Here is a 15,157-nt window from a genome sequence, read left to right as displayed (position 1 = left end):
GCTGAGGCCAGTATACAAGCGGGCTGACAGTGATTGATCGAATGGGGAATGAGATGCCTGAAACGTGGAATGAAATGCCTTTAAAGACGCATCAATGACCTGAATGCCTTTATCTTGCTTCGACTTACCGGAACTTCAAAATCCAGATCGTTCAATCGCAAGATATAGGTATTGTTAAACCACGGTACAATTTCACGGATCTTCGTCAGGTTGACGCAGTAAGAGCGATGGCAACGGAAGAAATAGTCTTCCGGCAAGCGATGACAAAACTCCGTAATATTCATCGGCATGATGAATTCCTCACGGCGGGTATAAACCAGCGTGACCTTTTCCTGCGCGGCAGCGTAGTAGATATTATTAATATCCGTGACGATAATCCGTTCGTCTTTCATCAAATTAATCGTTTGCTGGGCGCCTCTCGGTGCACCTATATGCACGCCTGTTTCAGCAGCCGGTGCAATTTGCCGCTGTTGCAAGGTCCCTTCCAATTTACGCAACATCGTGATGATGCGAGATTCATGATACGGTTTGAGAATGTAATCGAAGGCCTCGACTTCAAAGGCTTCGACCGCGTGCTCTTTATACGCCGTAATAAAGATGATATAGGGCTTGTGTGCGAATTTGCTGATATTTTGCGCCAGCCATACGCCATCTAACGACGGAATATTGATATCTAAGAAGATCGCATCGACGTCGTTATGTTGCAGATACTTCAGGACATCCAGCCCATCATCGAATGTTGCCTCAATCGTAATATCACTGTGCTGTTTAATAAGGTAGCTGAGCTCCTGCTGTGCGAGGAACTCATCTTCAACAATAATGGCTTTCATGGGTTGCCTCCTCTGTTTTCAGTAGCAGAATAGGTCGACGACGGCACCAGCACGGTATCTGGCAATGCCGACGGTGTTTTATCTTCTCGTGGAATGTAGAAATAAATCTCGGTTCCGGGTTCCAGACGGCGAATATGCAGACCATCACCATAGAGCAAACGCACCCGATGATGGACATTCAGCAGACCAATCCTATTCCCCGGCAACTCATTGCGCGCAACGCGTTCCATCGTTTCCTGGCTGATGCCATGACCCGTATCTTTTACCGCGACGAGCAGCTTATCGCCCTGCTCCTTCACGGATAACACAACGGTTCCCTTGCCTCGGCAAGGCTGAATACCATGCACAATCGCGTTTTCTACCAGCGGCTGAATTAATAAGCTGGGAATTTTATACGCTAAATCGTCGTCGATATCGTAAATCACCGTTAACTTGGCACCGAACCGCGCCTGCTCAATCGCGATATAATCCTGAATTTGGTACAGCTCTTTCTTTATATCGATCAGCGCATCGTCGTTGAGTTCGAGGTTATAGCGCAAATAGCGAGACAGGTTGATCACCAGTTGGCGCGCCGTATCGGGGTTAATACGAATCGATGAAGAGATCGCATTGAGTGCATTAAAAAGAAAGTGCGGATTGATTTTACTTTGCAGCGCTCTCAGTTCCGCTTTATTTGCCATATCACGCAATTGTTCTGTGCGGGATACTTCAATTTGCGTTGACATAATTTGCGATAAACCAACGGCCATCACGCGTAATGAATAGGTAATTTTATGGGCATGGCGGTAGTAAATTTTCAATGTGCCAGTCACCTGCCCGTGCTCCCATAGCGGGATGACAATCATCGAATGGATTTCCGGCGTTAGATGCTGTTCATCATTATTTTTAATGATAATTTTCCCATCATGGATCGCCTGTTGCGTCATCGGGCTGATAATATCGTGACCGATATTATATTTGTCTTCTCCAATCCCCACGTAAGCCTGAATGTGCTGCGTGTTCGTTATCGCTACAGCATCCGCATTTATTTCAGTGCGGATGATCCGACAAATGGCCGTCAGTGAATCACTGTTAATGTTGCGGAAATACGGCAGTGTCTTGTGTGCAATATCCAGCGCGAGTTTGGCTTGTCTGGCAGCAATAACCTCTTTTTCATTCGCCACGCTCTGTACCAGTAATACGATCAGGCCAATACACACGGAGCCAAGAATCATCGGCACCGCAATTTTTGACACAATATCCAGCCCTAACTCGATCGGCGTTGCCCATGCCACAACCAGCAACATCGTTAACGACTCACACAGCATTCCACCCAGAATCCCGATGCTCCACTGCTGTTCTTTTTTGACTTTCTTATTGATGTAGCCAGAAGTGATACCCGCGATGATGCTGGTAATCAGGCAAGGGACGGAGGTAATGCCATCAATATCAATTAAATAACGGTGCACCCCCGCAATGATGCCAGTTGCGATACCCACCCAAGGGCCAAAGAGAATTCCGCCGGACATCACGGCAATCACTCGCACGTTGACGAGCGACCCCTCAACATTAATGCCGGAATAGGTACCGAACAGCGCAAACAGTGAAAAGATGGCCGTCACCGTCACTCGCTCTCTCGGCGAATGCTGCTCTTTTTGCAGCAATTGCCGGAACTGGCGCGTCCTCGTCAGGAAGAACAGGCAAATCAGCATCAAGGCGGCGCGGTCAAAGACCGCAAGGAGCATCTCAAATATTTCGTGCACGGGACGTCCGGTACTGGGTTACGAGCCAGCACTATAGAAAAAATGTGATCCAGATTCCACTTTTTAGTCTACTAACAACGCTAAGAAGGTATTGGCGAATGAAGCCAGCAAACGCTGGCTTTCAGGAAAGATTGCTGTAGCACAACAGCTTACACGTCTATTGGTTTATTCAACTTCAGTAGCTGGGTAAACTCTTCTGCGGGCATCGGATGCCCGAACAAATATCCCTGTGCTTCTTCACACCCTTTGCCTCGCAGCCGCTCACTCTGCTCTAACGTTTCAACCCCTTCAGCAATCACACCCAGACCGAAACTTTTCCCAAGATAGAGTATCGCCCTGACAATCGCTGCATCCGGCGGAGATTCACACATAGTTCTGACAAAGGTTTGATCGATCTTCAGCCGAGTCACCGGGTAGTTTTTCAGCATACTGAGAGACGCATAGCCCGTCCCGTAGTCATCAAAGGCAATCCCGATTCCCGCATCCCGCAGCGTTTTTAATGGCTGTAACATATTTTCATCGTAACGCAGAATGATGTTTTCCGTGATTTCAAGCTCCAGCGAGCTTGGTTGCAACCCTGTACGAGCGAGGGTATCCATAATCTTTTGCGCCAACATACCAGTACGAAATTGCGCACTGAAAAGGTTAATACTAATACGGAAGTAGCTGTTGCTGACCTGACACCACTCTGCAGCCTGCCGACAGGCCGTTTCTACGATCCAATCCCCTACCCGTTCTGCCCACGGACCATTTTCCAGTGCGGTAAGAAATGCCGCTGGGCCAAGTAGTCCTCTATCAGGGTGACGCCAACGTAACAACGCCTCAGCACCAACAATCTCATTTGTTGCCAGTTTTACCTGTGGTTGATAGAACATTTCAAATTCATGCTGCTCATAGGCTCGCACAAATTCTAGCTGGAAAGCATGCTTAGCCTGAAAGACTTCAAGCAGTTCGCGTGTGAAAAAACGATAACAATTCCGACCTTCAGATTTCGCCTGATACAACGCTAAATCTGCACTGGTCAAAAGATCCTGCACGGTCACGCCATATTCTGGGTACAGCACCGCACCAATACTGGCACTAATATTGATTTGGTGGTCGTCAATAATCATTGCCTGCGAAATTTCATGAATAATTTGCTCGGCAATTTTACCCGCAACCCTTTTATCATTCAGGCCTGGAAACAGCAGCGCAAATTCATCTCCGCCCATTCTCGCGACCACATCACCGGAACGAACGGTTGCTTTTATTTTTTTGGCAACGTGTACCAAAATATCATCGCCGCTCGAGTGCCCCAGACTGTCATTAACATCCTTAAATCCATCCAGATCGACCATCATGATGCAGACCGCAGGCTCATTCTTGAGCGCGGTTTCTAAATTTGATGTCAATAATGTCCGGTTTGCCAACCCCGTCAGTGGGTCCATGTGCGCCAGTAAAAACAGTCGCTCTTCGTTGCGCCGACGCTCGGTAATGTCACGCAATATCGCGCCATAGCTGACATTGTCATTGTCTTCCCACATAGAAACCGACAGTTCGACCGGAACCCGACTACCGCTTTTGGCTTGTACGTTCAGTTCCAGTGTCACCCCTTTCATCAGGGAATCACGGTCAGTGACCAGATGGTTAAGCTGTACGATAAAGGCATCAGGTACGATGCTATTAATATTTTGGCCGATAATTTCATCGTCGCTGTATTCCAACATCTTCTCTGCGGCTGCATTCCAGAAGGTAATCATCCCCTTCTCATTGACGCACAAAATCGTATCAGGCGAGGTATTGGCGATATTTTCAAAACGTACCTGACTGGCTTTACGCGCCAATTCCAGACGCCGCATTTCCAGCTTGTCCATAACCAGTGACGCCAGATCCTGCAAATTGTGCTCATCACGCTTGGAGAATGTTGCTCTGGGCTTCAAATCAATAATACATAATGTGCCAATAGCATGCCCAGACGGCGTAATTAAGGGTATCCCTGCATAAAAACGAATATAGGGAATTCCTACAACCAGCGGGTTATTTTTGAATCGCACATCCTTGAGTGCATCAGGCACCACCATGATCTTTTTCTTCAAAATCGTGTGGGCGCAAAAAGAGATATCGCGTGGTGTTTCGCAAAAAGGAACCCCTACGCTGGCAGCAAACAATTGGCGCTCAGCTTCCACCAACGAGACTAAAACGATGGGGGCGCTAAAAATGTTGGCAGCCAGACTAATCAAGTTGCTCAGACTCGGATCAAACAGTGCGTTCTTAACTCCGTACTCACGAAGAGCAGCAAGGCGTTTGTCTTCATCTTTGCTTATTGGGGCACGACTCATGGGTTCCCCCCCTCACATCGTATTAATGTTAAGATTAGACAAAAGGTTAGCTATAAATCCAAAATATTGCAGCAATGAGCACGATAAGAGCAACACCTGACCAACGTGAGTAAACCAAGGCTCTTTTTCTCGCCAGAGAGTGGCTGAATGTTGAGTATGGCAAAAGATTCAAACTCTATCATCCCTTCAAGTCAGTAATAATAACAAATGGAAGCATCAATTAAGATGATAGATGAAAAGCGAAACAGAAAGATACCGATGAACTCACAACGTGCGGTGATGAAGACAAAAAATAAAGAGAAGGGTTGGCATATTCAAATACTTATTACTGGATAACGACAACGTATTATCAAGCTATTAACAGAATATAACCAACCACGGTATCATCAGGCGGGGAAATAGGTTATTGAATGCTCTGGTGTGTCATTCTTCGCTCGAATAACGACATCCCAAACCCCTGTATAAGGAACGGTTAAATACACTTCACCTTCAGCATAACGGCAAATAGAATCCTGCGTATAACTGTTCTCTTCAGCCATCGTTTCCTGTTCACCATTGCTCATTTTTACTTCAAACGTATTAGCACACCGGACAATTACCGTATCACCGCCAAACAGACTTAAACACGTGCGAATTACAGACATACATCCTCCGCGACACGCAGTCATGCGCATGCATAATAAAACGAATTTATTGGTTATATTTCCCACAACGGGATTTCCATAAAAGCAAAATGGTTGCAGCCAGATTGTGATTTAGATCAAGTGACGCACAGGTTTAAGTCAAATCAGGGGAAGGAATAAGACGATACTATGACCGCCTGACATTTATTAGGATTTTTGATAGTCAGCCGATAGCGTTTATTTTGATGTTATCTCATACATCCGCGCAGTTTTCCCGTGCGGCACAACAACTTTAATTGTTTTCATGGTTGTACTTATGATTCCCTTCGCACACCGACTATACATAGCTTTGGTTTTTTTAAACAAGATTAATATCCGCTTGATAAATTACAACCTAGGTTGTAAATTGAACGAATGAAAACGACACTTGCAGAACGATTAAAAACCGCCAGGACTGCACAAGGGCTTAGCCAAAAAGCGCTTGGCGACATGATTGGTGTATCTCAGGCCGCCATACAGAAGATTGAGGTGGGGAAGGCGTCGCAGACAACCAAAATTGTTGAGCTTTCCAATGCACTCCATATTCGCCCTGAATGGTTGGCAAATGGCGAAGGCCCAATGCGTAGCGACAGGGTGGTTCGATCACTCCAGGAATCGAGTATTCCGCCAACATCAAAATGGGGCACCGTATCAGCTTGGGACAGCACGACAGAACTATCAAAGGACGAGGTGGAAGTGCCTTTTTTAAAGGATATTGAGTTTGCCTGCGGCGACGGACGCATTCAAAGTGAGGATTACAACGACTTTAAGCTCCGTTTTTCAAAAGCAACACTGCGGAAGGTTGGCGCAAATACTGACGGTTCAGGTGTTCTTTGTTTCCCGGCAGCGGGTGACAGTATGGAACCTATCATCCCGGATGGAACCACCGTCGCCGTTGATACCAACAACAAACGCATCATTGATGGAAAGCTCTACGCCATTGCTCAGGAGGGCAGCGGCAACGATAAACTCAAGCGAATCAAACAACTTTACCGCAAGCCTGGTGGTCTCCTCGTCATCCATAGCTTTAACCGCGATGCTGATGAAGAAGCTTACGAATCAGAGGTCGAGATCATCGGTCGCGTGTTCTGGTATTCGGTATTGTTATAGTTCGATCTAGGTGATTTTTCGCTTACGTCGCTATCGCTTTTTTTCTTCTCACCAAAGCCGGTAAACCAATGCGAGCACCGGCTTTGGTTCATACGTCAAAAACGTTTACCCTCCCCCAGATAACCTTACCCACACGTCACAGTTTTATACAATCATCGTGCTATTGTTTCATCACCCCTTGTTGATGTTGTGTTATTCCTCCTGTCTATGTGTTGCTTTCCCGCCCTATGGCGGGATTTTTTTTACTCCTCCATCAAGTTTTTTTGGCGTATAGCCTCGCAGGCTGCCATTTCGTTTTACAACCCAAAACAACCTGAATTAAAACTAAAGATGTTGACATAAAAACAACTATAGTTTTAAATGAACACATAACGCGGTTGTTATCACTCGGATAGCAATACTCGACCCCTCACATAGACAGTAATTATTTTCTTTAAGGATAAGGTGATTTATGACTGAGCCACAATTTCGCAGTAAGGGTCCTGAACTTCTGGTCGAACTTTCTCAACATGTTGCCGACACGGTCAAAAACGTCACAGAGTTAGATCCACAAACCGCCGAACTGGTCGGCAACGCCGTTGCCAAACACATGATGAGCGTATGGGGCGGACAAAACGTTTATTTCCCGATGGGAATATCCTGGCACGCGTCTCAACGCGATATTCAAATCTATAAAGAATTCGACGGCCGTAACCACAGCGCCTTGGCTAAAAAATATAATGTCTCACTGCAATGGATTTATAAAATTGTCAGAACGATGAGAAAAGAGGAATTGCAAGCAAAACAACAATATTAGGCGTAATTAAAAGGATGATAAATTAAAAAACCAGGAAATAATAAAACAGATGATTTAATAAAAAAACCTGATTTTAATAAAAAAATAACCTACGTCATCCGAATTGAGGAAAATGCAGCAAGATATTTTTATACGCTGGCCCCGTCAACACACGCCGTTTGAAAGATGAAAGATACATTCAAATATAATACCAATGAGTAATTAATAGGATGAGTGCATTTTGTACTCATCCTATTATTTCCAACGTTTAACCTTAGAAAGCCCCTTCCAATACGATATCCAGTCAGGCTACGACGAGCAAACTATTTCCAATCTTCTTATTCAAAGCAATCAGCTAAAAAACAAACATGCATTTACAATGCACAAATCAATTTTTAACCGCTAAGAGCGTGATAACGTTGCTTCACGATCCCTTCGGTGCGCTGAATGCGCCGAGTGAAAAAAATAAATGGGGGCAATTGAAAGCAATGAGTGAAAAAGCAAGAAAACGGTGGCAGCGTCGTCCCGGAACCACTGGCGGTAAACTTCCCTGGAACGACTGGCGCAACGCCCTGACCTGGCGCAGAGCGACACAAATTCTGCTACTGGCGATCAACGTTTATATCGGCATCACCTTCTATTTTTGGGTACGCTACTTTGAAACCGGCGGCACGAGCCTTTATATGTCGAGGCCAGGCGGTATTGAGGGCTGGCTGCCGATTGCCGGATTAATGAATGTTAAGTTCACATGGGAAACGGGCAATCTTCCCCCTATCCACCTTGCATCAATGCTATTGCTTCTCGCCTTTATTCTCACCAGCCTATTGCTGAAGAAATCGTTTTGCTCCTGGCTGTGCCCTATTGGCACGATTTCCGAGTGGGTGGGTGCTGTGGGGAAAAAACTGTTTGGACGTCATTTCATTCTTCCGAAGTGGCTGGACATTCCGCTGCGTAGCCTGAAATATCTATTATTAAGCTTTTTCCTCTATATCGCTTTATCGATGCCAGCTCAGGGCATCTATATGTTTCTGATGTCACCCTATGGTTTGATCGCCGACGTTAAAATGCTCGGTTTCTTTCGCAATATCGGCACCATCACGCTGGTCTGTATCTTTCTCTTTATGTTTGCCAGCCTGTTTATTCGCCATTTTTGGTGTCGATACCTCTGTCCTTACGGCGCACTCTTAGGCGTATTTTCGTTGCTGTCGCCCTTCAAGATTCGTCGTAACACCACCAGCTGTATCGACTGTGGCAAATGCGCCAAGGCATGCCCGTCGAACATCCCGGTGGATAAGCTGATTCAGGTGAGAACAGCAGAATGCACAGCCTGCATGACCTGCGTCGAATCCTGCCCGGTAGCATCGACGCTCCATTTCTCACTGATAAAACCTTCAGGATCGCAGGAAAAAAGCAGTACCGCAGCGAAACCGCTATGGCGACAAACCGCGTTGTCCGGTATTACGATGGCCGTACTGGTACTCGGTATCCTTTTCGGCATGATCGGTTTCGCAATGTATACCGGAGGCTGGGACAGCCCGATTCCTGAACATATGTACTTCCGGCTTATTCCCGATTCACAGAACATTAGCCATTAATAACAGCGGACAAGGTCAACGGTGATTAATACAAAATAGGATAGTTTTGGGGAAAGGAGCTTAAGGGAAAATTAAGGGGCCAAAACTGGCCCCCCATCATTATAACCTGCGTTAAAGAGCAGATTACATGTTATCGATGATGTCCTGCGCAAACTCGCTACATTTCCGTAGTTTAGCGCCTTCCATCAGACGTTCGAAATCGTAAGTCACGGTCTTGTTCTTGATCGCACCCTCAACGCCCTTAACAATCAGGTCAGCCGCTTCGAACCATTGCAGGTGGCGTAACATCATTTCAGCGGACAGAATAACGGAACCTGGGTTCACTTTATCCTGACCCGCATATTTCGGTGCAGTACCGTGCGTGGCTTCGAACAGTGCACATTCGTCACCGATGTTCGCACCCGGAGCAATACCGATACCGCCAACCTGGGCAGCCAGAGCATCAGAAATGTAGTCACCGTTTAGGTTCATACAGGCGATCACGTCATATTCAGCAGGACGCAGCAGGATTTGTTGCAGGAACGCATCGGCGATCACGTCTTTTACCACGATCTCTTTGCCGGTGTTCGGGTTCTTGATTTTCACCCACGGGCCGCCATCGATCAGCTCACCGCCGAATTCTTCACGCGCCAACTGGTATCCCCAGTCTTTGAACGCGCCTTCGGTGAATTTCATGATGTTGCCTTTGTGCACCAGCGTGACGGAATCACGGTCGTTGGTAATCGCGTATTCGATTGCGGCGCGAACCAGACGTTTGGTGCCTTCTTCGGAACACGGCTTCACGCCGATACCACACTGCTCAGGGAAACGGATTTTGCTAACACCCATTTCTTCACGCAGGAATTTGATCACTTTGTCTGCTTCAGCAGAACCCGCTTTCCACTCGATACCAGCATAAATGTCTTCGGCGTTTTCGCGGAAGATCACCATGTCGGTCAGCTCAGGCTGTTTAACCGGGCTAGGTGTACCTTCGTAGTAGCGTACCGGACGCAGGCAAACGTACAGATCCAACTGTTGGCGCAGCGCAACGTTCAGAGAACGAATACCACCACCGACTGGCGTTGTCAGCGGGCCCTTAATCGCTACACGATATTCACGGATCAAATCCAGTGTTTCATCCGGCAGCCAAACATCTTTACCGTAAACTTGCGTGGATTTCTCACCCGTATAGATTTCCATCCAGGAAATCGCGCGCTTGCCCTGATAGGCTTTCTTCACAGCGGCGTCTACTACGTTAATCATGGCAGGCGTTACATCGATACCAATGCCGTCACCTTCGATAAACGGGATAACCGGATTGTTCGGAACAACCAGTTTGCCTTGAGCATCAACCGTGATTTTCTGACCTTCTGTCGGTACAACTACTTTGCTTTCCATTAACCTCTCCTTCGAGCGCAATTTTGTTAATGACTTGTAAGATGCGTGTCAATACTACTTGAATATTTAGCCCGCGCCAATCGCAAACCATTTCGAGTATAATGCTTTTGTTACCCGCGACTATAAAGATGATGAATAAATTCTCTGTTAAAAATCACAAAGTTAAACGATTCAGCTCACAGCCGGCAAGAAAAAGGCAGCCTGACAACGCGCCGCGCCGCATCGTTTTGTTCAATAAGCCCTTTGATGTGTTGCCGCAATTCACTGATGAAGCTGGACGCCGGACGCTGAAAGATTACATCCCGGTTAGCGGTATTTATGCTGCCGGGCGTCTGGATCGCGACAGCGAAGGTCTGATGATTCTCACCAATGACGGCAAGCTTCAGGCACGGCTAACCCAACCGACGGAAAAAACGGCTAAAATCTACTATGTTCAGGTAGAAGGTATTCCTGACGACGCCGCGCTGACGCGCTTTCGCACTGGTCTGGAACTGAATGACGGCAAAACGCTGCCCGCAGGCGCGGAGATCGTTCCAGAACCTGACTGGTTGTGGCCGCGCAACCCGCCAATACGTGAACGTAAAAGCATTCCTGACTGCTGGCTAAAAATCACGCTGTATGAAGGCCGTAATCGACAAGTCCGTCGTATGACGGCAAATATCGGGTATCCTACCCTGCGTCTGATTCGATACAGCATGGCCAATCAAACCGTAGAAAACCTGTTACCCGGAGAATGGAAGGAGATAGCGGATGTTTAAACCCCATGTCACGGTTGCCTGCGTCGTGCAGGCCGAAAACCATTTTCTGGTCGTCGAAGAGTTAATTAACGACAAATTATTATGGAACCAGCCTGCGGGTCATTTGGAAGCCGACGAAACGCTGATTCAGGCTGCAAGCCGTGAGCTGTGGGAAGAAACGGGCATTCAGGCCACACCGCAGAGTTTCTTGCGCCTCCATCAATGGATCGCTCCCGACAACACACCCTTTTTACGTTTTTGCTTCGCGCTCGATCTGCCTACAAGAGTCGACACCCAACCACACGACAGCGATATCGAATGCTGCCGCTGGCTGACCGCCGAGGAAATTTTGCATTCTCGTCAGCTTCGCTCACCGCTGGTGGCTGAAAGTATTCGCTGCTATCAGCAGCCAGAGCGCTACCCGCTCGCCTTATTGGGCGCGTTTAACTGGCCTTTTTAAGCATCCGCCTTTTTTACCTGCCGTGAATGGCCTGACCAGCTCACGGCAGGAATAGCGATGCAGCCCTCAGTTCAACATGCTAAAATGCGCCGCTTGTTTTTCGCATCCATGCGTCAGTAAATTCAGTTCGTGAGATTCCCATGTCAGATAACAGCCAGAAAAAAGTGATTGTCGGTATGTCCGGCGGTGTTGATTCCTCCGTTTCCGCTTACCTGTTACAGCAACAGGGCTATCATGTTGAAGGCCTGTTCATGAAAAACTGGGAAGAGGATGACGACACCGAATATTGCTCAGCCGCCACAGATCTTGCCGATGCGCAGGCCGTTTGCGACAAGCTGGGTATCGAATTACATACCGTCAATTTTGCCGCTGAATATTGGGACAACGTTTTTGAACTCTTCCTTGAAGAATATAAAGCGGGTCGTACCCCCAATCCCGATATCCTGTGCAATAAAGAGATCAAATTTAAAGCCTTTCTGGAATTCGCTGCCGAGGATCTCGGCGCGGATTATATCGCGACAGGCCACTATGTCCGTCGTCACGATGTTGACGGTAAAAGCCGTTTGCTGCGTGGAATGGACGGTAATAAAGACCAAAGCTATTTTCTTTATACGCTGGGTCACGAACAGATCGCACAGAGCCTATTCCCAGTCGGTGAACTGGAAAAACCGCAGGTTCGCAAAATCGCCGAAGAACTTGAGCTGGCAACCGCGAAGAAAAAAGACTCTACCGGTATTTGCTTCATCGGCGAGCGTAAATTCACCGATTTCCTGGCGCGCTATTTGCCTGCACAACCGGGGCCAATTCTGTCCGTCGATGATAACAAACCGATGGGACAACATCAGGGTCTGATGTACCACACGCTGGGGCAACGCAAAGGGTTAGGCATTGGCGGCGTCAAAGACGGTGGCGAAGATCCCTGGTACGTGGTGGATAAAGATGTCGCCAACAACATTCTGTATGTCGCACAGGGTCATGAGCATCCTCGCCTGATGTCATATGGTTTAATTGCGCAACAACTGCATTGGGTCGATCGCCAGCCGCTTACCGCTGAACTACGCTGTACAGTAAAAACGCGTTACCGTCAGGCAGACATCCCCTGCACCGTCACGCCGCTTGGCGACGATCGCATTACCGTACGTTTTGATGAGCCCGTCGCCGCTGTGACGCCGGGTCAATCTGCCGTCTTTTATCTGGACGACGTGTGCCTTGGTGGCGGTATCATCGAAGAACGCTTACAGGAGTAACCGTGGCTAAGAATTATTATGAAATCACGCTGGCGCTAGCCGGCGTTTGCCAATCGGCGCATTTAGTCCAACAGTTGGCCCATACGGGTAGCTGTAATAGCGATGTTCTCCATACCTCGCTGAACAGCGTGTTAAACCTCAATCCGGCGTCCACACTTGCCGTTTATGGCAATGATGAACAAAACCTGAAAGTTGGGGTGGAAACGCTGCTAGGTATTCTGAATACCAGCAGCAATAAAGGCGCGGGTGCGGAACTATCGCGCTATGCGTTCAGCCTGATTGCGTTAGAACGTAAGCTAAATGCGAAATCTGCCGCGCTGGACGAATTAGGCAAACGTATCGGGCAGTTGGAGCGACAACTGGAACATTTCGAGCTGCTTTCCGAAACGATCGTTAGCGCACTGGCCGCGATTTACGTGGACGTCATCAGTACGTTGGGGCCACGCATTCAGGTTACCGGCTCGCCGGAGGTGCTACAGAACAGTCAGGTGCAGGCTAAAGTGCGTGCCGCACTATTAGCTGGTATCCGTTCTGTCGTGCTCTGGCAACAGATTGGCGGCGGACGCTTACAACTGATGTTTTCACGCAGTCAGTTGGTCAAAGAAGCAAAACAGATATTGGCACGTTGCACGTCCGTTTAATGGTATTCTTGCCGCTATGGCTGACGCTGGTATGACTAACGCCAGCGTCGCGAGAATCAATCGCCCTTATTGATATTAACCGTTCTTATTGAAATTAATCGTTATTGAAACCAATCTCAGGAGTTGCTTGCGATGGAATTATCCTCACTGACCGCCGTTTCCCCTATTGATGGACGCTACGGCGATAAAGTCAGCACGTTGCGCACCATTTTCAGCGAATTCGGTTTGCTGAAATTCCGTGTGCAGGTTGAAGTACGTTGGCTGCAAAAACTGGCGGCCTGTGCAGAGATCCAGGAAGTTCCTGCATTTGACGCGGACGCAAACGCTTTCCTTGATAAAATTGTCGCCGAATTCAGCGAAGAAGATGCCGCGCGTATTAAAACTATCGAGCGCACCACCAATCACGACGTGAAGGCCGTTGAGTATTTCCTGAAAGAAAAAGTGGCTGCCATTCCGGCGCTGCACGCCGTCAACGAATTCATCCATTTCGCCTGTACGTCAGAAGATATTAACAACCTGTCCCACGCGCTGATGCTGGATACCGCTCGCCGCGATGTCATTCTGCCGCACTGGCGTCAAATCATTGATGCGCTGAAAACACTGGCGCAGGAATACCGCGATATTCCACTGCTTTCCCGTACGCACGGTCAGCCAGCCACACCTTCCACCATCGGTAAAGAGTTTGCTAACGTCGCTTATCGTATGGAACGCCAATATCGTCAGCTGCAACAGGTTGAGATTCTGGGCAAAATTAATGGTGCTGTCGGTAACTATAATGCCCATCTGGCAGCCTATCCGGAAGTCGATTGGCACCAGTTCAGCGAAAAATTTGTCACATCGTTGGGCATCAACTGGAATCCGTACACCACGCAGATCGAACCACATGATTACATCGCCGAGTTGTTCGACTGCATCGCGCGTTTTAATACGATTTTGATCGACTTTGATCGTGATATTTGGGGCTACATCGCACTGAACCACTTCAAACAGAAAACTATTGCGGGCGAAATCGGTTCTTCCACCATGCCGCATAAAGTTAACCCGATTGATTTCGAAAACTCAGAGGGAAACCTGGGTCTAGCCAATGCCGTACTGGCACATCTGGCCAGCAAACTGCCCGTCTCCCGCTGGCAGCGTGACCTCACCGACTCTACCGTACTGCGTAATCTGGGCGTCGGCGTAGGCTATGCACTCATTGCCTATCAAGCCACAATGAAGGGCATCAGCAAGCTAGAAGTGAACCGCGATCGTCTGGCTGACGAACTGGATCACAACTGGGAAGTGCTGGCAGAACCCATCCAGACCGTGATGCGCCGCTACGGAATTGAAAAGCCGTACGAGAAACTGAAAGAGCTGACCCGCGGCAAACGCGTTGATGCTGCGGGTATTCAGGAATTTATCGATGGTCTTGCATTACCGGAAGCAGAAAAAACGCGCCTGAAAGCGATGACACCAGCCAACTACATCGGCCGTGCTATCGAGATGGTCGACGACCTGGAATAAGCCCCCTCACGTCTGTTTGTACTCTCTGGCGGGCATTTTTGCCCGCCAGCTATCTAAAACTCACCATACTCTAAATAATTCGAGTTTCAGGCAGGCGGCAAGCGAAGGACAAATTCGTCGGGAACGAATTTGACTAGCCAAAGGCTGGCCTTCGGTGAGA

13 protein-coding genes are annotated in these 15,157 nt (G+C 48.0%); 8 read left to right on the top strand and 5 right to left on the bottom strand.

Going from position 1 to position 15,157, the window contains the following annotated elements; translation table 11 throughout:
• Window positions 1-80 precede the first annotated feature (80 nt).
• The 4 genes from EDI29_RS02500 to EDI29_RS02485 all read right to left on the bottom strand — a co-directional run bounded on the left by EDI29_RS02500 (window position 81) and on the right by EDI29_RS02485 (window position 5,534).
• Window positions 81-830, bottom strand: coding sequence for a LytR/AlgR family response regulator transcription factor (locus EDI29_RS02500; RefSeq protein WP_137739589.1), 750 nt, complete (start codon window positions 828-830; stop codon window positions 81-83).
• On the bottom strand, window positions 827-2,572 hold the full coding sequence (locus EDI29_RS02495; RefSeq protein ID WP_137739588.1) for a sensor histidine kinase: 1,746 nt from the start codon (window positions 2,570-2,572) through the stop codon (window positions 827-829). Before EDI29_RS02495 ends, EDI29_RS02500 begins: the two co-directional genes overlap by 4 nt.
• Before the next feature lie 149 nt (window positions 2,573-2,721).
• A complete protein-coding gene (locus tag EDI29_RS02490) occupies window positions 2,722-4,890 on the bottom strand; it encodes a sensor domain-containing phosphodiesterase (RefSeq protein WP_137739587.1) in 2,169 nt (722 codons plus the stop codon).
• A 386-nt stretch (window positions 4,891-5,276) separates the two neighbouring features.
• Entirely contained in the window at window positions 5,277-5,534 is a 258-nt protein-coding gene (locus EDI29_RS02485; protein ID WP_137739586.1) for a hypothetical protein, read from the bottom strand.
• Window positions 5,535-5,927: 393 nt separating this feature from the next.
• Between EDI29_RS02485 and EDI29_RS02480 the strand changes: the two genes are divergently transcribed.
• From EDI29_RS02480 to EDI29_RS02470, 3 genes are all read left to right on the top strand, one after another.
• Window positions 5,928-6,662, top strand: a complete 735-nt coding sequence (locus EDI29_RS02480; RefSeq protein WP_137739585.1) for an XRE family transcriptional regulator — start codon at window positions 5,928-5,930, stop codon at window positions 6,660-6,662.
• Between the two features lie 451 nt (window positions 6,663-7,113).
• Window positions 7,114-7,458: a Mor transcription activator family protein gene (locus EDI29_RS02475; protein ID WP_137739584.1), complete on the top strand. Its 345-nt coding sequence runs from the start codon at window positions 7,114-7,116 to the stop codon at window positions 7,456-7,458.
• Window positions 7,459-7,925: 467 nt separating this feature from the next.
• Window positions 7,926-9,032, top strand: a complete 1,107-nt coding sequence (locus tag EDI29_RS02470) for a 4Fe-4S binding protein (RefSeq protein ID WP_137739927.1) — start codon at window positions 7,926-7,928, stop codon at window positions 9,030-9,032.
• A gap of 123 nt (window positions 9,033-9,155) precedes the next feature.
• On the opposite strand, the gene icd is transcribed toward EDI29_RS02470, so the two are convergent.
• Window positions 9,156-10,409, bottom strand: coding sequence for an NADP-dependent isocitrate dehydrogenase (gene icd, locus EDI29_RS02465; RefSeq protein ID WP_137739583.1), 1,254 nt, complete (start codon window positions 10,407-10,409; stop codon window positions 9,156-9,158).
• Between the two features lie 131 nt (window positions 10,410-10,540).
• Between icd and rluE the strand changes: the two genes are divergently transcribed.
• The 5 genes from rluE (at window position 10,541) to purB (ending at window position 14,997) form a co-directional block, all read left to right on the top strand.
• The gene (rluE, locus tag EDI29_RS02460) at window positions 10,541-11,167 is read left to right on the top strand and encodes a 23S rRNA pseudouridine(2457) synthase RluE (protein WP_193555635.1); all 627 of its coding nucleotides are present in this window, start codon (window positions 10,541-10,543) and stop codon (window positions 11,165-11,167) included.
• Complete coding sequence (locus tag EDI29_RS02455) at window positions 11,160-11,606, top strand: NUDIX hydrolase (protein ID WP_137739581.1); 447 nt, start codon at window positions 11,160-11,162, stop codon at window positions 11,604-11,606. Before rluE ends, EDI29_RS02455 begins: the two co-directional genes overlap by 8 nt.
• Before the next feature lie 104 nt (window positions 11,607-11,710).
• A complete protein-coding gene (gene mnmA / locus EDI29_RS02450) occupies window positions 11,711-12,853 on the top strand; it encodes a tRNA 2-thiouridine(34) synthase MnmA (RefSeq protein ID WP_273855900.1) in 1,143 nt (380 codons plus the stop codon).
• A gap of 2 nt (window positions 12,854-12,855) precedes the next feature.
• Entirely contained in the window at window positions 12,856-13,494 is a 639-nt protein-coding gene (gene hflD, locus EDI29_RS02445; RefSeq protein WP_137739580.1) for a high frequency lysogenization protein HflD, read from the top strand.
• A gap of 132 nt (window positions 13,495-13,626) precedes the next feature.
• The gene (gene purB, locus EDI29_RS02440) at window positions 13,627-14,997 is read left to right on the top strand and encodes an adenylosuccinate lyase (protein ID WP_137739579.1); all 1,371 of its coding nucleotides are present in this window, start codon (window positions 13,627-13,629) and stop codon (window positions 14,995-14,997) included.
• Window positions 14,998-15,157 lie beyond the last annotated feature (160 nt).

The sequence above is a fragment of the Pectobacterium polonicum genome (genome assembly GCF_005497185.1).
Classification (GTDB): domain Bacteria; phylum Pseudomonadota; class Gammaproteobacteria; order Enterobacterales; family Enterobacteriaceae; genus Pectobacterium; species Pectobacterium polonicum.
Note: the sequence above shows the minus strand (reverse complement) of the source record. Positions and strands in the feature narration are given on the sequence as shown.